Annotated in this window: 25 protein-coding genes; 9 read left to right on the top strand and 16 right to left on the bottom strand. The window is 32.3% G+C overall.

The genetic code is table 11. The features are described from left to right. Window positions 1–9 precede the first annotated feature (9 nt). Window positions 10–210, top strand: coding sequence for a sulfur carrier protein ThiS (gene thiS / locus ABZA65_RS02860; RefSeq protein ID WP_373070389.1), 201 nt, complete (start codon window positions 10–12; stop codon window positions 208–210). Here the strand turns inward: thiS and acpS are convergent, their stop codons facing one another. Beyond that, window positions 211–564, bottom strand: coding sequence for a holo-ACP synthase (gene acpS, locus ABZA65_RS02855; protein ID WP_373070387.1), 354 nt, complete (start codon window positions 562–564; stop codon window positions 211–213). An 87-nt stretch (window positions 565–651) separates the two neighbouring features. Here acpS and ABZA65_RS02850 point away from each other — a divergent pair, with 87 nt between their 5' ends. After that, window positions 652–3,024 (top strand): AAA family ATPase, encoded by a 2,373-nt coding sequence (locus ABZA65_RS02850; protein ID WP_373070385.1) that lies wholly within the window; start codon window positions 652–654, stop codon window positions 3,022–3,024. Between the two features lies 1 nt (window position 3,025). On the opposite strand, the gene fliL is transcribed toward ABZA65_RS02850, so the two are convergent. The 4 genes from fliL to radA all read right to left on the bottom strand — a co-directional run bounded on the left by fliL (window position 3,026) and on the right by radA (window position 5,925). Beyond that, a complete protein-coding gene (gene fliL / locus ABZA65_RS02845; protein ID WP_373070383.1) occupies window positions 3,026–3,574 on the bottom strand; it encodes a flagellar basal body-associated protein FliL in 549 nt (182 codons plus the stop codon). A gap of 20 nt (window positions 3,575–3,594) precedes the next feature. Continuing rightward, window positions 3,595–4,251, bottom strand: coding sequence for a carbonic anhydrase (locus tag ABZA65_RS02840; RefSeq protein ID WP_373070642.1), 657 nt, complete (start codon window positions 4,249–4,251; stop codon window positions 3,595–3,597). After that, complete coding sequence (locus ABZA65_RS02835) at window positions 4,247–4,507, bottom strand: hypothetical protein (RefSeq protein WP_373070381.1); 261 nt, start codon at window positions 4,505–4,507, stop codon at window positions 4,247–4,249. Before ABZA65_RS02835 ends, ABZA65_RS02840 begins: the two co-directional genes overlap by 5 nt. A 71-nt stretch (window positions 4,508–4,578) precedes the next feature. Continuing rightward, window positions 4,579–5,925 carry a DNA repair protein RadA gene (gene radA, locus ABZA65_RS02830; RefSeq protein ID WP_373070379.1) on the bottom strand — a complete coding sequence of 449 codons (1,347 nt, stop codon included), beginning with the start codon at window positions 5,923–5,925 and terminating at the stop codon, window positions 4,579–4,581. A gap of 126 nt (window positions 5,926–6,051) precedes the next feature. Between radA and xseA the strand changes: the two genes are divergently transcribed. Further along, window positions 6,052–7,296 (top strand): exodeoxyribonuclease VII large subunit, encoded by a 1,245-nt coding sequence (gene xseA / locus ABZA65_RS02825; RefSeq protein WP_373070377.1) that lies wholly within the window; start codon window positions 6,052–6,054, stop codon window positions 7,294–7,296. Here xseA and sppA read toward each other — a convergent pair. Beyond that, window positions 7,282–8,151: a signal peptide peptidase SppA gene (gene sppA, locus ABZA65_RS02820; RefSeq protein ID WP_373070375.1), complete on the bottom strand. Its 870-nt coding sequence runs from the start codon at window positions 8,149–8,151 to the stop codon at window positions 7,282–7,284. The two genes, xseA and sppA, sit on opposite strands and share 15 nt — an antisense overlap. Window positions 8,152–8,216: 65 nt before the next feature. After that, window positions 8,217–8,660 (bottom strand): hemerythrin family protein, encoded by a 444-nt coding sequence (locus ABZA65_RS02815; RefSeq protein ID WP_373070373.1) that lies wholly within the window; start codon window positions 8,658–8,660, stop codon window positions 8,217–8,219. An 89-nt stretch (window positions 8,661–8,749) separates the two neighbouring features. On the opposite strand from ABZA65_RS02815, the gene ABZA65_RS02810 reads away from it, so the two are divergent. The 6 genes from ABZA65_RS02810 to ABZA65_RS02785 all read left to right on the top strand — a co-directional run bounded on the left by ABZA65_RS02810 (window position 8,750) and on the right by ABZA65_RS02785 (window position 15,697). After that, window positions 8,750–9,400, top strand: a complete 651-nt coding sequence (locus ABZA65_RS02810; protein ID WP_373070371.1) for a Crp/Fnr family transcriptional regulator — start codon at window positions 8,750–8,752, stop codon at window positions 9,398–9,400. A gap of 48 nt (window positions 9,401–9,448) precedes the next feature. After that, the gene (locus ABZA65_RS02805) at window positions 9,449–10,204 is read left to right on the top strand and encodes a UDP-2,3-diacylglucosamine diphosphatase (RefSeq protein ID WP_373070369.1); all 756 of its coding nucleotides are present in this window, start codon (window positions 9,449–9,451) and stop codon (window positions 10,202–10,204) included. Next, window positions 10,180–10,932, top strand: coding sequence for a patatin-like phospholipase family protein (locus ABZA65_RS02800; protein ID WP_373070367.1), 753 nt, complete (start codon window positions 10,180–10,182; stop codon window positions 10,930–10,932). Before ABZA65_RS02805 ends, ABZA65_RS02800 begins: the two co-directional genes overlap by 25 nt. A gap of 77 nt (window positions 10,933–11,009) precedes the next feature. Beyond that, window positions 11,010–13,088: a TonB-dependent receptor plug domain-containing protein gene (locus ABZA65_RS02795; protein ID WP_373070365.1), complete on the top strand. Its 2,079-nt coding sequence runs from the start codon at window positions 11,010–11,012 to the stop codon at window positions 13,086–13,088. Then, window positions 13,089–13,736: a hypothetical protein gene (locus tag ABZA65_RS02790; RefSeq protein WP_373070363.1), complete on the top strand. Its 648-nt coding sequence runs from the start codon at window positions 13,089–13,091 to the stop codon at window positions 13,734–13,736. Window positions 13,737–13,756: 20 nt separating this feature from the next. Next, window positions 13,757–15,697 (top strand): EAL domain-containing protein, encoded by a 1,941-nt coding sequence (locus ABZA65_RS02785; protein WP_373070361.1) that lies wholly within the window; start codon window positions 13,757–13,759, stop codon window positions 15,695–15,697. Here ABZA65_RS02785 and ABZA65_RS02780 read toward each other — a convergent pair. The 9 genes from ABZA65_RS02780 to ABZA65_RS02740 form a co-directional block, all read right to left on the bottom strand. After that, window positions 15,694–16,038: a translation initiation factor gene (locus ABZA65_RS02780; RefSeq protein WP_373070359.1), complete on the bottom strand. Its 345-nt coding sequence runs from the start codon at window positions 16,036–16,038 to the stop codon at window positions 15,694–15,696. The two genes, ABZA65_RS02785 and ABZA65_RS02780, sit on opposite strands and share 4 nt — an antisense overlap. A gap of 1 nt (window position 16,039) precedes the next feature. Then, window positions 16,040–16,876: a DUF5718 family protein gene (locus ABZA65_RS02775; RefSeq protein WP_373070357.1), complete on the bottom strand. Its 837-nt coding sequence runs from the start codon at window positions 16,874–16,876 to the stop codon at window positions 16,040–16,042. A 65-nt stretch (window positions 16,877–16,941) separates the two neighbouring features. Beyond that, a complete protein-coding gene (locus ABZA65_RS02770; RefSeq protein ID WP_373070355.1) occupies window positions 16,942–17,376 on the bottom strand; it encodes a pyrimidine dimer DNA glycosylase/endonuclease V in 435 nt (144 codons plus the stop codon). A 27-nt stretch (window positions 17,377–17,403) separates the two neighbouring features. Continuing rightward, window positions 17,404–17,889 (bottom strand): J domain-containing protein, encoded by a 486-nt coding sequence (locus tag ABZA65_RS02765; RefSeq protein WP_373070353.1) that lies wholly within the window; start codon window positions 17,887–17,889, stop codon window positions 17,404–17,406. 9 nt (window positions 17,890–17,898) lie between these two features. Next, complete coding sequence (locus ABZA65_RS02760) at window positions 17,899–18,492, bottom strand: hypothetical protein (RefSeq protein WP_373070351.1); 594 nt, start codon at window positions 18,490–18,492, stop codon at window positions 17,899–17,901. Beyond that, complete coding sequence (locus ABZA65_RS02755) at window positions 18,470–18,667, bottom strand: hypothetical protein (protein ID WP_373070349.1); 198 nt, start codon at window positions 18,665–18,667, stop codon at window positions 18,470–18,472. The genes ABZA65_RS02760 and ABZA65_RS02755 overlap by 23 nt, the downstream gene beginning before the upstream one ends. Before the next feature lie 49 nt (window positions 18,668–18,716). Next, the gene (locus ABZA65_RS02750; protein WP_373070347.1) at window positions 18,717–19,133 is read right to left on the bottom strand and encodes a DsrE family protein; all 417 of its coding nucleotides are present in this window, start codon (window positions 19,131–19,133) and stop codon (window positions 18,717–18,719) included. Window positions 19,134–19,192: 59 nt separating this feature from the next. Continuing rightward, on the bottom strand, window positions 19,193–19,918 hold the full coding sequence (locus ABZA65_RS02745; RefSeq protein ID WP_373070345.1) for a hypothetical protein: 726 nt from the start codon (window positions 19,916–19,918) through the stop codon (window positions 19,193–19,195). A gap of 143 nt (window positions 19,919–20,061) precedes the next feature. Continuing rightward, window positions 20,062–21,666, bottom strand: a complete 1,605-nt coding sequence (locus ABZA65_RS02740; RefSeq protein ID WP_373070343.1) for an ABC-F family ATP-binding cassette domain-containing protein — start codon at window positions 21,664–21,666, stop codon at window positions 20,062–20,064. Window positions 21,667–21,716 lie beyond the last annotated feature (50 nt).

The raw sequence follows: 21,716 nt of genomic DNA, 5'->3' as shown, positions 1-21,716 counted from the left end.
AGAAATATTATGAAACTGATAATTAATGGCGAAAACAAAGAATTTAACGACGGTAAGTCATTACAAGATATATTAAGTGAGTTAAAACTAGACGGAAAAGTTATGGCAGCAGCCGTAAATATGGAGATAGTTAAACAAGATAACTGGTCTGCTTATAAGCCAAAAGATGGTGATAAGTTAGAACTTTTAGATTTTGTAGGCGGTGGTTGATTAGTTTTTAGTCTCTATAGCAACTACTGCTATCGCGTATTCCCCATCATGTGTGATTGATACACTCGTATCACTTACATTAAAACTCTCTACAATTTTTTTAGATAACTTTATTTTAGGTGCACCTTTTTGTGTCTTAGATATAGTTATATCATGAAATCCGCATTCACTCCCAATTCCTACACCCAAAGCTTTTGAAGCAGCTTCTTTTACAGCCCAAAAACCAGCTGCAGTTTTATAGTTTTTAACAAGTGCTATCTCATCATCAGATAAAAATTTTTGGAGTGCTTTTTTCTCAAAACGATCCATCATGCGCTTCATTCTAGAAGTTTTAATTAAGTCTATACCTATCATTATTTAATCCATTTGTATACAATAATGGTATTATAGCGATATAAGTATTTTTTTTATTTAAGCCAATGTAGGGAAAAAAGGAATTTTATGCTTAATCCTCTAGACGTTAAAGAGCTATATAACAAGTGTGATAGCTCGATATTCAGTTTTAAAACTACAGATGATTTAGAACTGCTTAACCAGCCTATTGGTCAATCAAGTGCAGTTGAAGCTGTTAAATTTGGTACAAATATAAAACAAGAAGGTTTTAACCTTTTTATAATGGGACCATCAGGAAGTGGAAAACATTCCATGGTTACAAGTTTTTTAGAAGCCAAAGCGAAAAAAGAAAACAACATTAGTGACTGGTGTTATGTAAATAATTTTGAAAACTACCAAAAACCGATAGCTATAAAATTAGAAGCAGGTAATGCTCAAGAATTTAAAAAAGATATAGATGAACTTATAGAGCTAATCAAAGCAATTTTACCTTCGAGTTTTGATTCCAATGATTATAGAAACGACATAGAGGCTATAAATAAAAAATATTTAGAAAAGCAGTCTGAAATATTTCTATATCTTCAAGATAAAGCAAAAGAGTATGAAGTTTCAATGAATGCAACTAATACGAGTCGTGTAACATTCGTACCAATAGTTGATGGAAAGATTTTATCCCCTGAAGAGTTTAACAATATAGATGACAATAAGAAAAAACAGATCCAAAAGAGAATGGGCGAATTTGAACAGATAGTAAAAGATGAACTTAGAAAAGTAAGCCAGCTAAGTAAAGAACAGCAAACCGAGTTAAAAGAGTACGATAAAAAAGTAGCAGAACAAGCTGTAGGTTCATTGATAGATGAAGTAAAACAAAAATATGAAGAGAATAAAAAGATAGTAGAATATTTGGATGAACTTCAAAAAGACGTAATTAAAAACACTCAAGATTTTTTATTGAAGCCTGACAACATGAATATACCGGGATTTATGAAAGATTATTATACTCCGTCTTATGAAAAATATCAGGTAAATCTTTTTATAGCACATACTGATAGTGTAAATGCCCCTGTTATTTACGAAGATAACCCGACTCAGCACAATCTGATAGGTAAGATTGAACATATGTCACAAATGGGTAGTTTAATTACAAACTTTAGTATGATAAAACCTGGAGCTCTTCATAAAGCAAATGGTGGTTATCTTATTTTAGATGCGAGAAAACTGTTGACTCAGCCTTTTGCATACGAAGAATTAAAGAGGGTACTTCGATCAAAAGAGATACGTATAGAATCGTTGGCACAACAATACTCTTTAATCGCAACAACATCATTAGAACCTGAACCGATACCTATCGATGTTAAAGTAGTAATCGTAGGTGAGAGAATGCTTTATTATTTACTGTATGAGTATGATCCTGATTTTAAGGAGCTGTTTAAAGTTAGTGCAGATTTTGAAGAGGATGTTCCAAGAAACGATGAGAATATTCAACTATATGCACAGATGATAGGAACCATCTCAAAACAAGATAAACTGCTTCCACTTACTCCCGATGCAGTTGCAAGAGTAATTGAGGAGAGTTCTAGAAATATATCTCACTCTTTAAAACTCTCAACTCATCTTCGTACACTCTCAGATCTTTTAAAAGAGGCAGATTACTATTCAAAAGAACAAAACCATTCAGCTATAGAGAAAGCAGATATTGAAAAGGCACTCTATTCTCAAATACAAAGAATAAACAGAATACAAACTAAGCTCTACGACATGATAGATGAAGGTACTATAATGATAGACCTTAGTGGAAGCAGAGTAGGGCAGATAAATGCACTCAGTTATATATCTGTCGGAGGACATAACTTCGGATCACCTTCTAGGATTACGGCAACGACAAGAATAGGAAAAGGTGAGATAATAGACATAGAAAAAAAAGTCGAATTAGGTGGACCTATACACTCCAAAGGTGTAATGATCTTATCATCATACTTAGGTTCAAAATACGCTAAAGATATACCTTTTAGTCTAAATGCTTCTTTAGTATTTGAGCAGTCATACGGACATGTAGATGGAGACAGTGCATCGTCAACTGAACTTTATGCTCTGCTTTCATCACTCTCAGAACTTCCTATAAAGCAAAATATAGCTGTAACCGGCTCTGTAAATCAATTTGGAGAGATTCAACCTATAGGTGGAGTTAATGAAAAGATAGAGGGCTTTTTTGACATATGTATGAGAAAGGATTCAAAAGCATCATACGCAGTTATAATTCCAAAAGCAAACGTAAAACATCTTATGTTAAAAGAGGAAGTTTTAAAAGCGGTAGAAGATAAAAGGTTTGAGATATATGCAGTGGAATCTATAGATGAAGGTATATCGATATTAACAGGAAAAGAAGCAAGTTATATTGATGGACTTGTTACAGAAAAGTTGAGAGATTTATCACTAAAAGTTAAAGAGTTTAATCAATCAACTGATAGTGATAAAAAATAAGTTATTGGATAACGAATTCAGTAAAATAGATACCTTGGATACTGCCATCAGAAACGATTGCATTTAAAGTGTCTATTATCTGATCAGAAACTTTTTGTTTTCCTTTTTTCGAAGATATCTCTTCAAGAGTTTTAGATGTTAATATTCTGATTACTCTATCTCTAATTACAGGTGCTTTTGCATCTAGCTCCAAGCTTAGTTCTTCACCGCTTAACTCAAGGCTAAGAGTAGCTTTTAAATATCTTCTACCAGAATCACTTTTTAGGTTAACAGTAAATGTATCCAGTGGATAAAGTATACCTATTTCACTAAGTCTTCTTGAATCTTCAAGAGCCGCAGATGGACGTTTTGTTCTAGTTGGAGATACTCTTTCTTGACTTTGTGGAGCCTGTTTCACAACTTGCTCTTCATCAGAACCCATCAAGACAACAGCTAAAATAGCACCTATGATAATGATTAATACTAAAACTGCGATGATAATGATCATCAGCATATTACTAGATTTTTTTTCGCTTTGTTGTTCTTCCTCTTTAGTTTCTTCTTCAGCCATAACTATCCTTTTAATTTATTTTATATTTTAAGTTCACTTTGTATCAAACTTTTAAGTGGCAAAAACTCATAAGTATCAGCGTTATAATACTCTATTTTTCCAGTAGCTATATCATAACACCATCCATGTATTGATAAATCGCCGTTTTCAAAGCGTTTTTTTACAATAGGATACGTAAGAATATTTTCTATTTGTTTTATTATCGACAATTTTTCCGTAAGCCTTAGTAATTCCTCTCTATTTGCATCAGAACCTAGACTTAAGATAGCAGATTTTTTTGCACTTTGACCAAGTTCCAGCCATTTTTTAGTATGAACAAGAGATGGATCTTCTATCTCCTCATATAAAGAAGCACAAGCTCCACAGTGTGTATGACCGCAAATAATTATCTCTTGAACTTTTAAAACACTAACAGCGTATTCTATACCAGATGCCGTTGCATGAAAGTCTTCATCTGGTTTATAAGGTGGAACAAAATTTCCGACATTTCTAATAACAAAAAGATCCCCAGGCGCTGATTGAACCATCATATCAGGGATAACTCTTGAGTCGGAACAACCTATAAAAAGTGCTTTTGGAGATTGACCGCTCTTTACCAGTTCTAGTAAAGACTCTTGGTTCTTTTTAAAATAGGATCTAAAAAGTTTATTGCCCTGGGCATATTCTTGTAGATTAATCACAACTAGTAATGTTTAACTCTTTCATAATTTCTTCAAAAATTTGACCAGATTCACGATCGATATCATCGTGGTATTCAACAACTACTACTTCTCTACCATGTGAGATATTACAAGTATATGTTTCAGGTTTTATTTCGTACTTTGAAGTAATTCTATCTATAGTTGAACATACAAGTCGTCCCTCATCTTTGCCTTCATAAGCTATTGATAACTTTGAAAATCTTTCTTCACTTCTGAATTCTGCATCTATCATTTAAAAACCTTGTAAAAATTTATTGATTATAACATTTTTAATGATAAATATAAGGTAAATTATTTGTTAATTTAGTACCATTCCAGCAGTTTTGTTACTTCATCGACTATGAATGTTTTCATATTCGTTTTCTCTAACGGTTTTTTAGAAAGAAGCACCTTGTTTATATTTTGCATTTGAGCCTCTTTAAGTCTTGCATCAAGTCCAAACACTTCACGAACATCCCCTACAAGTGAAACCTCACCTAAAAAGATAGTCTCTTTTGAAATAGCACGGTCTCTAAAACTAGATATTATTGCAGCCAATATTGCAAGATCAGCTGAAGTCTCGTTGATCTTAATTCCGCCTGTTACGTTAATATATACATCGTATCCAGATAAAGGGATCTCCAATTTTCTTTCTAAAAGTGCGAGAAGCATATTTAAACGGTTGTTATCAAAACCGGTAGCCTGTCTTTTTGAGTTTGGAGTATGGCTCTCACTCACAAGTGCCTGAACTTCAAGTATGATCGGGCGGCTTCCCTCCATTACAACGGTAAGAGCTGAGCCAGCCTGATTAGAATCACGGTTGAAAAATCTTGATGCTATATCTGTTGCAGATACAAGTCCATCACTACGCATCTCAAATACACCGATCTCACTAGTTGGACCGAAACGGTTTTTAAATCCTCTTAGAATTCTAAGTTCCTGAGAAGAATCACCTTCAAAGTACAGTACAGTGTCAACCATGTGTTCAAGCACTCTAGGACCTGCTATTGAACCCTCTTTAGTTATGTGACCTATTATAAAGATTGCTAAGTTTTTTTCTTTTGCTATGCGCATAAGCTCAAATGTAATTTGTCTAACCTGTGTTACAGAACCAGGGGCTGAAGTGATATTTTCAGAGTAAAGTGTTTGGATCGAGTCTATAATTAAAAAGTCGTAATTATGATGCTCTAATTCTAAAAGAACTTGCTCAAGTCTTATCTCGCTAAGCAGGTAAAGGTTGTCTTGATTCGCTCCAAGACGGTTAGCACGTAGTTTTATCTGAGAACTTGACTCCTCACCGCTTACATAAAGTACATCTCTTCCACCCGATGAGATTAGCCCTCCTACCTTTAATAAAAGAGTTGATTTACCAACACCGGGGCTTCCACCGATTAGAGTTAGTGAACCCGGAACTATACCACCTCCAAGAACAGTGTCAAGTTCAGGATCGCTTGAAGAGAATCTGTAGATCTCTTCTTCTTTTATTTGGTTGATCGATACGGCTTTAGCACCTTGACTAGATGAAGATTTAGTTTGTTTTATAACTTCTTGCTGATGCTCGTTTAACTCAATAAAAGAATCCCAAGCTCCACAGTTTGTACATTTTCCCATCCACTTGGGAGTTGTCATTCCACAATGCTGACACTCAAATAGTACTTTTTTCTTAGCCATAATAATTTGTCCAGTAAATAATATTTGAAAAATTATACTACGCAAAACGATTTACTTTTAAAAATATGACATATTGCAATATTTACAATCATAGATGTTATAATCACATAAATATTAGGAGTGTAGATGAATACTTTAAGTGTGTCGGCATTAAATGAACAGATCAAATCTTTACTTGAAACCAGTTTTACACGTGTTCTCGTTGAAGGGGAACTTTCACGTATAACTTTTCATAACTCTGGGCATATATACTTCACTTTAAAGGATAATTCATCGGCTATCTCTTGCGTTATGTTTAGAGGAAATGCATCAAGGCTGAAGTTTCAGCTCGAAGAGGGGATGAAAGTCGTACTTGATGGAGCTGTTAGTGTTTATACACCTCGCGGGTCCTATCAGGTTAACTGTTTTAGCATAGAGCCTGCAGGTCAAGGTGCTTTAGCACTGGCTTACGAGCAGTTGAAACGAAAGCTTCAAGAGAAAGGTTATTTTAATCCTGAGATAAAAAAACAACTTCCGAAATTTCCAAAAAAACTAGCCCTTGTAACTTCTGCAACAGGTGCAGCCCTGCAGGATATGTTAAGAGTAGCAAACCACAGATACAGAGATATTGAAGTTGATGTATATGACGTACTTGTTCAAGGTGATATGGCTGCTTCATCAATAGCAAATGCAATATCACAAGCGAATAAAAAAGATTATGATATTTTAATAGTCGGTCGTGGTGGAGGAAGCGTAGAAGATTTGTGGGCTTTTAATGAAGAGATAGTAGCAGATGCGATATTCGCTTCAGTTATCCCGGTCGTTAGTGCAGTAGGGCATGAGATAGATACTGTTATCAGTGATTTTGTAGCTGATCTAAGAGCACCTACACCTAGTGCTGCGATGCAGATGATCTTGCCTGATGAAAATGAACTTTATCAATATTTAGATAGTATCTCAAATCAATTTACACAAACTCTAGAGCAAAAAATATATAATAAAAAACAAGAACTAAACCACCTACATCAAGCATATAAACAAAATTCCATCGAGAATAAACTAACTCAGAAACTTGAAGAGATTAAGAGTCTAAAAGAGAACTTTTTTCAAGCTATAACTTTTAAAATACAAACACATCAAAGAGATTTACAGCAGACATTTTCACAGTATCCAAATGCAATAAACTCTATTTTAAAAACAAAACAAAATGAGCTTAGTAATGCTATGAAAAATTTAGAAGCAAACAATCCTAAATACAAATCAAAAAAAGGGTTTGCTCAAATATCTAAAGATAAAAAAGTTATAGATATAGATGAGTTAAATGTAAGTGATGAATTTGAACTTATGAGCGATAAAACCGTGCTCAGCGCAAAGGTTTTATCTAAGAGTTAACTCCGGAAAATATGTATGAATAGAAGATGAAGTCTCAGCCGCAAGTTTTTTCATAAGCTTATCAAACTTGTCTTCTTTACTCCATTCAGGAAACGCTACTTTGCTTAAAAGTTCAACCCTTTTTTTAGCATTGTATTTAACGCCAAGTGAATCAACAAGACCTACATCTTTAGCTTGACTTGCTGTAAATATATGTGCATCCGCATAATTTTCTCTTTTGTTATAGTCTAACTCTCTTGCATCTGCTACATCTTTTGTGAACATATCGTAAGTACCACTGATCACTTTATTTAATTCTTTTACCTCATAGTCTTTCCAAGCACGATCACCTGTACCAACTTTTTTATACTTACCTGCTTGAACGCTTTGAGTTTTAACACCTATTTTACCCATAAGCTCGCTTACATCAGCACCTTGCATAACTACACCGATGCTGCCTACCATACTACCAGGGTTTACAACAATCTCATTAGCCCAGATACTTGCATAGTAGCTACCGCTAGCAATAGTGCCGCTTGCATATACAACAACAGGTTTTATCTCTTTTAAGCGTTTTATAGCATATGCTATCTCGATCGATGGAGCTACTGCACCGCCTGGAGAGTTTACATCTAAAAGTACACCTTTAATGTTTTCATCATCTGCCGCTTTATCTATTTTTTGAACTATGTCTGTTGCATCAAAAATAGGACCTACTAGTTTGATCTCTTGAAGATTTACAGTACTTAGTTTAGCATCTTCAGAAGGTGCAAATATCAAAAATAAAATAAGTAAAAAAAGCATCGCTTTGAAATGCTCTTGTATATATTTTAAAGTTGCACCGATTGGATAAAATATTTTTTTGATAAAGTTCATAGTTATAATCCCTGATTTTTGAAAAATTATAACTAAACTTTGTTAAGGTATGACAAATTTTAAAATTAATGTGCAGAACATGGACTAAGACCAGTTTTAAAAAACATTGCTGTTACTGTATCCATAGTTTGTATGTGATGTACTAACCATTCAGGTAGCTGATTTTCTAAATACTCTTTTAAAGCAGCAATATCTTTGGATGAATTCCAGTCCCTAAATATAGTATCCATAGTGTGAAGTGCATTGTCATGTTCACCTTTATGTACAGGGTATGGTGGAAAATGCAATTCAATCATCTTCTCTTCTTCTCTTTTAAAGTGTGCAACAGTATGATCAAACCATTCTTGATATTTATTTGTTATATTTTTTTCATGCTCTTGAGTTGGATTGCTCTCATATTCAGTTATAAATTCATAAAGATCATTTATTATATTTACATCTTCCTCATGAACATCGTTCATAAACTCCATAGCAACTTGAGGTAATGTATCTAAATTTATTAATTTCATAAAATAGCTCCTAAAAAAATTGGAAAAAGTTTATCTAAAATACAGATATAAAAAATTGATATAGATCAATTTACTGATATAATTTTTAAATGAAAAAAGAATTATTAAAGTCTGTAGATGTTTTTGTATCTTTAAGTGATGAACTATTGGAAAAAGTAGCTGACATTGCTACGATTAAACATCTAAAAAAAGATAATATGCTTTTTTATGAAGGTGATAAACCAAACTACATATATGCACTGTTATCAGGGCAGCTTAAACTTTATAAAATGGGTATAAAAGATAATGAAATAGTTCTTCATCATTTTACTAAGCCCTGTCTTGTAGCAGAAATGACTGCATTTGAACAAATAAACTTTCCTGCTTCAGCGATAGTTATGAAAGATGATACTGTCGTAGCACTTATTAAGATAGATGAATTTTTAAACCTAATAAACGAAAATAGTAGTTTTTCCATCGGCTTTATCAGATCACTAACTAAAAAAATTAAAAATCTTGAACAGACCATAAATAGAAATCTTGTTTTCGATGCGACTCTAAAAGTATGTTCACTCTTAGAAGATAATCCTGCTATTTTTCAAGCATTAAAAAATAAAGAGATCGCACAGTTGCTTAACATGGCACCAGAGACAATATCACGTGTACTTAAAAAGCTTAAAAAGATTGGTATATTGGATGAAAAAAACAGGTTGCTGGATAAAGATAAACTCTCTTTACTAGATGAATGGAAAAATTCGTAATAGATTTGTAATCAATTAGTTACAAGTTTGTAATCAGGTGAACATAATATGTCACTTATGAAATATAAATCAATCTTTGTATCAGATCTCCACTTAGGCACTCGTTTTTCCCAAGCAGAACAATTTTTAGACTTCTTAAAAGATACGGAATCCGACAACCTGTATCTTGTCGGTGATATTATAGACGGTTGGGCTATTAAAAGAAAGTTTAAATGGGAACAGTCTCACTCTGACGTAATTCAAAAGGTACTTAGAAAAGCAAGAAAAGGGACAAATGTATATCTTGTGACTGGTAATCACGATGAGTTTTTAAGACCCTTTACTCCACTTATAATGGGTGATAACCTATACATTGAAAATGAGTGTGAATATATCTCACTCAGTGGAAAAAAGTATCTGATCACTCACGGTGATTTTTTTGATAGTATAACTATGACAAAAAAATGGCTTGCTATTTTAGGAGATGTAGGTTACGACTTTGTTCTTTTTATAAACCATTATCTTCAAAAGATAAGGAAAATAGTTGGTGTTAAGAAGTATTGGTCTCTTTCAAAGTATGTAAAAGACAATATAAAAAGTTCGGTTTCTTTCATAACAGATTTTGAAGGAATCTTGTCTACACATGCTGAAAAAAAAGGTTATAATGGTGTTATATGTGGGCACATCCATAAGGCTGAAGCAAAAAGTATAGGTAATATAGAGTATTTAAATTGTGGTGACTGGGTAGAGTCTTGCAGTTGTGTAGTTGAAAATTATGATGGAAGTTTTGAGGTGATAAATTGGTTGGAGATACAAGGGAAATAGTTTTAGCATTGTCAGGCGGTGGAGCCAGAGGTGCATTTCATCTTGGTGTTTTACAGTATCTAGATGATCATAATATAAAAGTAAAAGCTATATGTGCTACATCTATAGGTGCTATTATAGCTGCAAGTTATGCATCAGGTGTGTCACCAAAAGAACAGTTGGAGATATTTAAGCAAAAATCTACAAAAAAAATATTCTCTTTTGCCTGGTTTAAAGAGTCTTTGTTTAAAGTAGATATGGATTCAAAAAGCATAGAGCAGCTGATCAAAAAAGAAAAGATAGAAGAGCTTAATATACCAGTATATATAACTGCATTAGATTTGCAGAGTGCAGAAGAGATCTGTTTTGACAGAGGTGATTTAAAAACTATATGCAGGGCTTCATCTGCATTGGTACCTGTTTTTAAACCTGTTGATTATTCTGGCAGGGTATTGGTTGATGGAGGTTTTTTTAACCATATGCCGTATGAGCCTTTAAAAAAATACTCTCAACCATTAGTAGGCGTAAATTTGAATCCTATAGTTAAAAAACCAAGCCGAAAAAAACTTATGAGTTATTTAAAAAAGGTTATTGCTATTAGATTATTTATTACGGCTTTTAGTCAAAAAGATGAGTATGATTATTACATATCTGACGATGAGATCATCAACTATTCGATCTTCTCTTTCAAAAACTTTGATAAATTGTTCGAGATGGGTTATGCAGAGGCGCAAGCTGTTTTTAAGTAATTATATAGATCTTTTGTGATAAAGTGAACAATATATAACTGGAGTGTGCTGTGGAGAGAAAATATATTTTTAATATTATGTTATTTTTATTTGTAAGTTTTACAAGCTTAGATGCAAAAAGCTCTGATATGTTGGCTTCCATTTCTAAAGATTTGGATAGATTTAACACAGTTGCTACAATTACAAAACAAAATGAGCACTATCAGCCGTATATCATATCTGTATTTAAAGGCAAAGAGTTAGAAACTTTAGGGGTTTCTAATCTTAAAGAAGCACTTCAACTTGTTCCCGGAGTAGATATAACTACCGATAACTTTAATAACCAAACTTCTATATTTCGCGGTTCAAATCCTCAAGCATACGGTCAAACAAAACTTTTCATTGATGATGTACTAGTAAACAATCTCTTTTTTGACTCATACTCGGAGTATTTAGGCATGCCTATTGAGATGATTAAACGAATAGAGATCACTAGAGGACCTGGAAGTAAAACAAATGGAGTAAATGCATATGCAGGTTCTATAAACATTATAACTTATGCAGAAGATTTTAAAGATTTTGAGTCAAACGATAAACTTCTTTTTAAATACGGTTCTTATGATTATAGAATGGGTGGTTTTGTAAAAAAATTTAAAACTGAAAATTTTGATGCTACTATAGACTTTTACTACCAAGAAGACAACAAAAAACTTTATGCCGGTCCAGATGGGTTTTCTCAGGGTTCTATGAGTATACCAGGGCTTTACGACAATACAGACATATCTCAAACCGGAGATGCTCCAGTTTGGTTCAAAGATTATTCTTTAGGTATTGACGTAAAGTACTACAATTTTACTTTAAAAGGAAGAATGCTGGATCATACTCAAGGGAGTTCTTACGGAATTAACCTTGCATTACCTTTAGATACCGATAGACTAAAACTTCCAAATGGGTATTTGGAACTTGGCTACAACAACTCTATTGACGACTTAGTCATAGATATTAAACTAGGTACTAAATACGATGCATTTGACTCAAAAGCTAAACTTAATCCAAATGGTGTAGACTTTATGGACTATTACCAATTCAACTTAGATGGTACTATAACCAATGTAACATTTTCAGATGGATTATACGGAGAGCATAAAGCTGCACAAAGAACACTTTATCAATCCACTTATCTTAAATATAACGGTTTTGACAACCATGTTATCACTACAGGGTACCGTATACTCCAAGAAAAAACTATAGATATGGTCTCAAAACTTTCAAACTGGGCGACAGGTGATGCAGCACTTGTAGACTATACCAATACTTTTCCGTTTTTTGATAAATATGCAAAACGCGATACATATATATTTTCATTGCAAGATGAATTCAAATACAGCGATAAACTAAGTTTTATATATGGTTTTAACTATGAACAAACATCACTTAAAGATGCAGGGTTTGAACCAAGAATATCTATGGTATATCAACATAATTTAGAAAATATATATAAAGCAATTTATTCTCGTGCACACAGAAATCCATCATGGCAGGAGATGTTTACGGCAAACAATGCGGCAAGAGTCGGTAGTACCAATCTTGAACCTGAAAAAGTTGATGCATTTGAATTAGCATATATTAGAAAACTTACAAGTGATACATATCTTCAAACAAATCTTTTTTATCTAAAAAACAAAGATCAAATATATAATTCAGCTACAGATCCTTTATACAAAAATGTATTAGATACTGATCTATACGGTTTAGAACTTGAGTATTCAGGGCATATCTTTTCATCGGATAAGTTGTATTTAAACTACTCTTATGTTACAGGCGATTCTAAAATAAAAAGTACAGGTGTTAATACAGACTTAACTAATGTAGCACACCACTTAGCTAAGGGATATTATATTTATAATCTAACTAGCACCATATCGTTAAGCGGTGTTGCAAAGTATGTTAGCTCAAAAGATAGAATTTTAGGTGATACACGTAATAAAGTAGATGATTATTCTACATTAGATACTACTCTAAAGTATAAAAACCGAGAGTATGATTATGATGTTACGTTAAGTGCCAAAAATATTTTTGATGCTAAAGTAAAATATCCTTCAGCACCAAAAACTTATACGGAAGATTACCTCCAAGAGGGTAGAAACTTCCTTATAACTTTAAAGAAGGAGTTTTAAATGAAAAAAATACTCTTTCTTAGTTTGATTTTTATAAACCTGGCTTTTGGATATAACTATGATGATTTACTACTTAAAGCACAAGCTTCTATTTTTCCTAAAATAATAACTTTAGATAAAAAAATAGATGAAAAACTTATAGATGGCAAAATAGTATATACAATAATTTACGATAAAACAGACTACGTTACTGCTAAATCTATTAAAGAGTTTATAAATAGTAATTTTCAAGGACGTTTAGATACATATGATTATAAAATTAACTTAGTCGATTTTTCAAATTTTTCAGAACAGACGGAAGCTTCTGCCATTTATGTACTTAACCTGCAAGATCATATTGAAGATATAGCTAATATTGCAAACTTTAAAGGGATCATCTCTTTTTCATACGATATAAATAATCTAAATAAGGGTTTAATGTTCTCTTTGGTAATTGAAAAATCAACAGTAATATATCTGAAAAAAGAGAATTTATATACAAATAAAATAGAGTTTGTCGATGCTCTACTACAGATGGTTAGGTTTATTGAAAATGATTATGCATATAAACGTGATAAATTATTTCAAAAAAAGATGCACTACAATAGTGTAAGTTTGAAAAATATTTATGCTAATATAACTAATGATATGTTGGGTAGTTATAAATAAATTTATTATAAAGATGTAGGATGAGAAAAAAGATAAATTCACTTTCTAGTAAAATAGTTTTTTTAATAGCAGTTGTGACTTTAACCTCAATATTACTGATTTTTAATGTTTTTGAAAAAATAAATAAAGAAGCTTTCTATAGTATTGAAACTCAAAAAGCAAAATTAGTACTTAGCACTATTGAACCATTAATAGCTTTGAATATCTATTTAAATTTAAATGATAAAATTGAACAAGTTACTAAGCAACTTTTGGCTAATCCAAATATTCTATCTATAAAAGTATTACAAGGTGAAATGCTTATAAATGAGAGAAAATCAAAAGAGTTTGAAAATAATGTAGATGATTCGTTTATTGTTGAAGAGCCTATTTTTCAGCCAAACTCTGAAAAAAAGATTGGAAAATTAATTCTTATATACTCTAGTAAAAACTATAAAGAACTTGTTGATAAGTATACAAAACTTTTAATGCAAGTTCTTGTTTTATTTGGAGTTTTTTTCTTGCTATTTGGTTTATATATTAAAAAATTACTTTCTCCTTTGCGGAGAATTGCAGACTTATTAAAAAATTATTCTCCAGATAAAAACTTAAGTATACCATTTAAAAATCAGAATAATGAGATTGGATTTATTTCAAATGCATTAAATAATATGCAGCAAAGTATAATAAAATATTCAGAGCAACAGAAAAATATTAATAAATATCTTGAAGAAAAGGTAGATGAAAAGACATTAGAGTTGCGTAAACAGCTTTATACAAATGCTCTGACAGGACTACCAAACAGAATAAGCCTATTACGTGATATAAATGACTATAATGATGGGGCTTTATTAATAGTTAACATCGATGACTTTAAAGAGATTAATGATTTCTTTGGACAAGCAGTGGGTGATGATATTCTAATAGCATTTTCAAAAAGACTATCAAATATGATCATAAAAGAGCAAAATATTACACTTATCCATTTATCAGGTGATGAATTTGCTCTGTTTTTTACAAAAAAGCCATCTAAAGATAAGTTTATTCAATTTGCTGTAACATTTATAAAAGATATTGAAAAAATGATATTTTATCATGAAGATAATGAGTTAACTTTAAGAGTAAGTATTGGAGCTACATTTCAAATTCAAGAAGCTTTAGAAAAAGCTGATATTGCACTAAAATCTGCTAGAAAACAAGGGAAAGAGTTTTTACTATATGATGAAACTTTAAACGTAGAACAACAATATAAAAATAACATCGAGTGGACTAAAAAACTTAATTGGGCTATAGAACATGATAGGATTATTCCTTTTTACCAAGGAATTTATGATAATAAAACAAACGAGTTAAAAAGTTCTGAGTGTTTGATTCGTTTAATTGATAAAGAAAATAATATTATAACTCCATATCATTTTTTAACAATTGCAAAAAAGAGTAAGCTTTATGCAAAGTTGACCAAAATAATGATCGAGAAAAGTTGCAAGTTTTTCGAACATTTAGATTGTGATTTTTCTATTAATTTATCGGTTGAAGATGTTTTAAATGAAGAGATAGTTGAATATATTATATACAATATGCAAAAGTATAATGTTAGTAAAAAAATTGTTTTTGAAATCCTTGAAACAGAGGGTATTGAAAACTATGAAGAGGTTTCTTCTTTTATTGATGAAATGAAATCATTAGGGTGTAGAATAGCTATTGACGATTTTGGTTCCGGATACTCTAACTTTGAATACTTGCTTCAATTGAATATAGACTATATTAAAATCGATGGTTCTTTGATAAAGAACTTAGATGTTGATAGAAATGCTCAGATCGTAGTTGAGACAATAGTAAGCTTTGCTAAAAAGCTTAACATTGTAGTTATAGCAGAGTATGTTCATAGTGAAGAAGTATATAAAAAAGTAAAAGAACTAAATATAGAGCGTTCTCAAGGATACTTTCTAGCTAAACCGGAAGAAACAATTACTTGTAATTAATGTTTAGGTTTGAACTTGTAGCCTGAATCGATTAAAAGGGGACGAACTTTCTCTTTTATATCTCCCTGAAACTCCATAAAACCATCTTTAAAACTTCCACCGCAGCCAAGTTTCTTTTTAAGAGTTTTAAGCGTGTTTGTCGCATCTTCTTTTGAGATAAAAAACTCACCCACAAGAGTTACCACTTTTCCGCGGCGTTTCTCTTTGGAGAAAAATAATTGGTGCTTAGAGGGCTCTAGTATATCGTTAGCCACTTTTGATTTTCTAGGAGTTTCTACTTCTGACCAGCCATCATCAAACTCAGCACCGATAAAAAGATCTAGTTTTTTCCCACGAGACATATTAAAGAACTTTTTGTTTTAAAACACTCATTTTTGAATCATCAAAGGTGTTGTTAGCTACAGCTTCTAAAACATCTATCTTTGATAACTGTTCGTTGTTGTAAACTACTATAATCACTTCGTCATTTGATTTTAAAAATGTAGTTTCCCCATACTCAGTATAACGTGTAGCACCGATTGAGATTATTGCTTTAGTTGGGTGTTCACATTCTGAAATATAAGAGATCAGGTTCTCTAATGGTCCAAAGTCTTCTTGCGTATCTATCTGGTTTACCATCCAGTCTGTAAGTTTAGAATAGAAGTAGCTGTAGCCATTTAGCTCAACATCTTCACCGTAAGGATGAACTTGATTATCACGACGTAAAAAAGAAGCTATAGAGAACTTGTCCATAACTCCACCCTCTTCAAATTTGTCTATCTCAAAAAGAGTGTTTGATAAACCTTTAGAAGATTCACCCCAGTTCTTTTTATCGCTGATTTTTGAAGCACCTTTAACACGAATAGAGCAATCGTTATATGCTCCAAAGTGAGTTGGTTTAATGCTAGAGAGTTTATCGCCTGTATACTCAAGTTCACATACAAGTCCAACTTCAGGTTCTGCTTGAACATTTACATCTTCTGCAGGTAGTTTTATATACTCCGCATCTAGCGGGTAAGTGTTTAATATATTTTTTGCAGCTTCTACCGGTTTTGGCAGGTAAAAAGGAAACATCCCCTTAGGAGCTGCTTCATCTGCTGTAATAATATCTTTAAAATCTTCTGCTTCACCAGCTTGATCTAAGTGCAGTGCAAAGTTTCCTGCAATACCTAAGCCGATATAGTTTTTGTATTTTGCCATCATTTATTCTTTGTGTTTTATTTTTGGAATTGTAACAAAAGGGGAATTATGTTTAGATGAAACGGTTAGTTTATGACTTCCCATTCCTCAACATCGCCTTCTGTTCTTAAAAACATAGGATGTAATTTTATATCTTTAATAGATTTTAATTCTTCATATCTTTTTGGATCGCGGATTTTTAATTTGTTAAGCAGATGGTTAAATTCGTATTCTATCTGTCCGTCAGTTACCTCTATACGGGAACATTGTCCGGCACAGTTTAGTATTTTGTCTCTATTGAAGTTGTAGCCTCTTGTATCTGCTTCATCCACAACAGAGTGAAGATAATCGGCTATATTTACTTGAGGAAATTTTGTGTTTTTAAAACGTATTAGCTGTGGATGGTTTTTATACCCTTTTGTTTTTTCATGCAGTACATTTTGAGCAAGTAATCCTTCTCTCCATAATGCTACTAAACCTTTTGAATCTAAATAAGATGGAGATATTGACCAAAGTCTCATTGTATACCTTGTTTTTACAAATTATACCTAATCCCATTTTTCAAGTAAAGTATCACGCGCCTCAGTAATCTGAATAAATTTTTCATGACTTCCACCTACATCAGGATGGACTTTTTTAATTATTTTTCTATACGCTGCTTTGATTTGAGAAACTTTAAGTTCTCCATTTGCAGGTAAACATAATAGTTCGCGATGTTCTATATCATCATTTTGAGCTTTTTTTCTGTTGTAGCGGCGTATATTTTCAAAGTGCTCCTGTTGAGCTCTTTGTTGTTTTCTAAAAGCCTCTTGTTGTAAGAATATACGTTCCTTTTTCCATCTTTCTCTAGACATGACAATACAAGCTGCGAAGCTGATCTGACCGTTTGTATAAAGTTCATCCAAACTAAACGGTCCAACCATGTCATAAGGCTCTTCCAACCAGGCATTAGTGTTATGCTCGTCAATCTCTCCGATCGTGACAAAATCACGAACACCAAGAGTAAGGTTGAAAATTATATACTCTTCATCCATAAACTTATACTACAGTCTTCTCATTGCAAATAGTTTCATAGTATTTTTCGTAGCTTCAGCAGCTATACTCATCTCAGCTCTTAATGTAGCTTCTGAAATTGTCTCCATACTTGTATAGATATCGTTAAAGCCATGCTTTGGATAGTTACTTTGAAGTACCATCTTCTCCATAGGGATATTTTTTAGAATATCTTTGTCAAATTCTTCAACACATCCAGGACCGATACTTACAAAAAAGTTCTCTAACTCATCGTGGCTTTTTGTAGCGTTTAGTATGATCCCTTTGTGGTTTTTTAACTCATTGTAAAGTGTGTCATCAAGTTTAGCTTCATCTACAAAAACTACACGATCATCTATACTAGCTAGATCATCAGTTTTAGATATACAAATACCGACACAATTTGTATCGGCTTGATCTGAAAGATCAGCAGGTGTTGTATAAAAGATAGTGTTATGCTCATTTGCCAGTTCCTGAACATTTTCTAGTGAATCTACATCTTTTGGATGAAGAACAAACATTTGTACCATCGTGTCTTCTATAATATCTTCAAGATCCTCTACGAAAGATTCATCGCATTCACTAACATTTACATCTATGATCATCTTGTTCCTTTTGATTAAGTGAGCGTTTTAGCTGACCTAAATTTTTGAAAAAACAACCGCCTGTGTAACCTTTTTCATCAAAGTCGTTATTGTGCTTTTGCATCAGTTCTAGATCTTCTTTGCGAACATTATAGTTTTCTTTGCAACTATGGCAATATAGGGGTTGTGTAATCATATAGTTTTTATATGCAAGTTTTGTTCGTTAAAGTAAAAGAGAAGAAGAGTTATTCTATTTCGATATATGCATATCCTTTGTTTTGCCACTTTATTAGAGCTACGTTTTTATTAAAAGCCGGGTTTACGAAGTTGTAGATCATTGAATTTGTAATACCTCTTTTTTTCATACCCATGCCGCACATATCAAAAGCTACGTTATATTTTTCATGCAAGTTTTGTAGTTGATTTTTTAGTGTAGGATTTGAAGATTTTAGGAAAAAGTTGTAAGCACCACCGTAAATTACAACAGCTACTTTTAGAGAATCACCTTGCTCTAAATAGTGCTTATTTAATAATGCTACTTGTTTTATTAGTTGTTCTTGTAAAACATTTTCTTTTGAAGTAGTTAAAGAAAAAACGACTTTATGTTCAGCACCCATAGCGGATACGGCTAAAAATAATAATGTTAAAATGATTGTTTTCATAATATTACCTAAAATAATTTTGGGAATTATAGATAATTATGATTAATATATTAAAAATATTAGTTCTTTAAAGTTTTAAGATTTACTTGCAGTTTTTTGATATTTAATTCGATATTTTTAATACTATCTTCTAGCTCTTTAATTTTATTATTTTCTATAATGTCAAAATCTTTATCTTCAGAAAAAAGAAGTTTATTATTTTTTTTTCTTAAAGCATATTCTATATATAAAGTTTCTTTTTTTGCTCTATCAGCACTATCTAAAATAAATTTATAGTACTTATCTTTGCTAACTTTTGATATTAATTGCTTATCATAGTTAATTCTTTCTTTTGCAAAGTGACTTACAAATACAGAAAAAATTGAAAAAATAAAAAGAGATATCTGTGTTGTATATACAAATTGTTTATTGATATCAACTTCATATTTTACTAATACAGATAATGATAAGGTTAATACAGAAAATATGAGTAGTATGATAAATAATCTACTTCCAACTTCTAATTTATAAGAAAAATCAGATTGGTACTTTGTTTTTAATTCAATAAAATGGGTAACTGTAATTCCATATAATACGATAGAAGCAAATGACAATTCAGGACTAGATAACAATTCTATTTTATTATCGTTCATTGCAAAAGATATAAAAACTATAATTAACAATGGAAGAACAGTAAATGCTAAGTCAGAAAATATGAATTTAAAAAAAGAGACTTCAAAAATATTATTAATAGCTTTAAGTTCTATTGAAAATGAATTTAATTTATTTCTAAAATATTTTATCAATTTCATTTTTCCTATTATAGAGTTATGTGAGCATTATATAAAACAAAACTTGAATTTTTCTAAAATATTTAAAAATAAAAAATGTTGTTTTAAGTTATAGTAGGTAAAAGAGCTAAAGAATTTAGCTCTTTGGTTCTGAAAATTTATAGTTTACCCTCAGCCTTAGCTTCTGCAAACTCTTCGTATGTACCTTTGAAGTCGATCACAGTACCGTCTTCTTGAATCTCAATAACACGAGTAGCATAAGCATCTAGTAACTCACGGTCATGAGATACACAGATAACATTACCTTTGAACTCGTGTAGAGCTTCACCAAGTGCAACGATAGCCTCAAGGTCAAGGTGGTTAGAAGGCTCATCCAGAACTAAGAAGTTTCCACCCTCTAGCATTAGTTTTGAAAGCATCATACGGTGTTTTTCCCCACCAGAGATACTAACTACAGATTTTTCCTGCTGTTCACCGTTGAAAAGCATACGACCAAGACAGTTACGGATCTCAGCAATATCACGCTTAGGATCAAACGCGCGTAACCAGTCATAAAGTGTACCTTCACCCTCTATGATGTCAGCTGTATCTTGAGGGAAGTAACCAGGCTCAATTGTAGCACCCCATTTAACTTCACCTGAAACAGGTTTCATCTCTTCCATAATTATTTTTAAAAGAGTTGTTTTACCAACACCGTTTCCACCGATTAGTGCAACTTTTTCATCAGGCTCAAATTTTAAAGTGATGTTGTTTAATACTTGGTTGTCCCCGTAAGAGTGAGAGATATTGTGGATCTCTAAAGCTTCATCACCCATTACACGATTAGCTTTGAAAACTATTGAAGGGTCACGGCGAGATGATGGTTTGATGTCATCAATTTGAAGTTTATCAAGTTGTTTTTGTCTTGAAGTTGCTTGTTTAGCTTTAGATGCATTAGCGCTGAATCTGCGAACGAAAGCTTCAAGTTGCTCTTTTTCTTTCTCTTTTTTAGCATTGTCAAGTTCTTGTTGTTTTGCAATTACGTTTGCAGCGATATACCAGTCATCGTAGTTACCAGTGAATTCACGGATTTTTTGGTAATCAACATCTAAGATATTTGTAACAACTGCATTTAAAAAGTGTCTATCGTGAGAGATAACAACCATAGTACCTTCATGGCGTTGCAGTTCATCCTCTAGCCAAGAGATAGTTTGGATATCAAGGTTATTCGTAGGCTCATCCAGGAAAAGTACATCTGGTTTTGGGAAAAGTACTTGTGCAAGTAATACCTTGAATTTATCAGCTGAATCCAGAGAACTCATAAGGTTGTAGTGATCACTTGCAGGGATACCAACGTTCTCTAAAATTTTACCGATGTTTACTTCGTACTCATAAGTTGGATCTTCTTCAACTGAGATAACTTCAAGTTCTGCTAAACGGTTGTTTACAGCATCATCTTCAAAGTCACCGTTTGCATAAAGATCTTCTTTCTCTTTTACTGCATCGTAAAGTCTTTTGTTACCATAAAGTACTGCATCCATAATAGTGTAGTCTTCAAATGCAAACTGGTTTTGCCCAAGTACACCGACTTTGTTAGCTTTAGGGATGATCACTTCACCCTCATACTCAGTCTCTTGTCCACTTAAGATTTTTAAAAATGTAGTTTTTCCGGCACCATTAGCACCGATAAGACCGTAACGCTTATGACGGTCAAGTTTTAGGTTTATCTCTTGAAACAAAACTCTGTTTCCAAAACGTTTTGTTAGATTTTGAACTGTTACCATACTTATCTCTCTTTTAGATATAAAATAATTTCGCGATTATAGCTAAGAGT

Source organism: Sulfurimonas sp., assembly GCF_041583195.1.
Lineage (GTDB): Bacteria > Campylobacterota > Campylobacteria > Campylobacterales > Sulfurimonadaceae > Sulfurimonas.
This window is presented reverse-complemented; position numbering and strand designations above follow the sequence as displayed.

Bases quoted from the DNA above. Each gene is read 5' to 3' on its own strand.
- ABZA65_RS02810 (WP_373070371.1), top strand. From the start codon at position 8,750: ATGAAAAAAGAATTATTAAAGTCTGTAGATGTTTTTGTATCTTTAAGT.
- ABZA65_RS02850 (WP_373070385.1), top strand. From the start codon at position 652: ATGCTTAATCCTCTAGACGTTAAAGAGCTATATAACAAGTGTGATAGC.
- ABZA65_RS02790 (WP_373070363.1), top strand. From the start codon at position 13,089: ATGAAAAAAATACTCTTTCTTAGTTTGATTTTTATAAACCTGGCTTTT.
- radA (WP_373070379.1), bottom strand. From the start codon at position 5,925: ATGGCTAAGAAAAAAGTACTATTTGAGTGTCAGCATTGTGGAATGACA.
- sppA (WP_373070375.1), bottom strand. From the start codon at position 8,151: ATGAACTTTATCAAAAAAATATTTTATCCAATCGGTGCAACTTTAAAA.
- ABZA65_RS02795 (WP_373070365.1), top strand. From the start codon at position 11,010: ATGTTATTTTTATTTGTAAGTTTTACAAGCTTAGATGCAAAAAGCTCT.
- ABZA65_RS02815 (WP_373070373.1), bottom strand. From the start codon at position 8,660: ATGAAATTAATAAATTTAGATACATTACCTCAAGTTGCTATGGAGTTT.
- ABZA65_RS02770 (WP_373070355.1), bottom strand. From the start codon at position 17,376: ATGAGACTTTGGTCAATATCTCCATCTTATTTAGATTCAAAAGGTTTA.
- fliL (WP_373070383.1), bottom strand. From the start codon at position 3,574: ATGGCTGAAGAAGAAACTAAAGAGGAAGAACAACAAAGCGAAAAAAAA.
- ABZA65_RS02740 (WP_373070343.1), bottom strand. From the start codon at position 21,666: ATGGTAACAGTTCAAAATCTAACAAAACGTTTTGGAAACAGAGTTTTG.
- ABZA65_RS02835 (WP_373070381.1), bottom strand. From the start codon at position 4,507: ATGATAGATGCAGAATTCAGAAGTGAAGAAAGATTTTCAAAGTTATCA.
- ABZA65_RS02755 (WP_373070349.1), bottom strand. From the start codon at position 18,667: ATGATTACACAACCCCTATATTGCCATAGTTGCAAAGAAAACTATAAT.
- ABZA65_RS02750 (WP_373070347.1), bottom strand. From the start codon at position 19,133: ATGAAAACAATCATTTTAACATTATTATTTTTAGCCGTATCCGCTATG.
- ABZA65_RS02785 (WP_373070361.1), top strand. From the start codon at position 13,757: ATGAGAAAAAAGATAAATTCACTTTCTAGTAAAATAGTTTTTTTAATA.
- acpS (WP_373070387.1), bottom strand. From the start codon at position 564: ATGATAGGTATAGACTTAATTAAAACTTCTAGAATGAAGCGCATGATG.
- ABZA65_RS02760 (WP_373070351.1), bottom strand. From the start codon at position 18,492: ATGATCATAGATGTAAATGTTAGTGAATGCGATGAATCTTTCGTAGAG.
- ABZA65_RS02780 (WP_373070359.1), bottom strand. From the start codon at position 16,038: ATGTCTCGTGGGAAAAAACTAGATCTTTTTATCGGTGCTGAGTTTGAT.
- ABZA65_RS02805 (WP_373070369.1), top strand. From the start codon at position 9,449: ATGTCACTTATGAAATATAAATCAATCTTTGTATCAGATCTCCACTTA.
- thiS (WP_373070389.1), top strand. From the start codon at position 10: ATGAAACTGATAATTAATGGCGAAAACAAAGAATTTAACGACGGTAAG.
- xseA (WP_373070377.1), top strand. From the start codon at position 6,052: ATGAATACTTTAAGTGTGTCGGCATTAAATGAACAGATCAAATCTTTA.
- ABZA65_RS02765 (WP_373070353.1), bottom strand. From the start codon at position 17,889: ATGGATGAAGAGTATATAATTTTCAACCTTACTCTTGGTGTTCGTGAT.
- ABZA65_RS02775 (WP_373070357.1), bottom strand. From the start codon at position 16,876: ATGGCAAAATACAAAAACTATATCGGCTTAGGTATTGCAGGAAACTTT.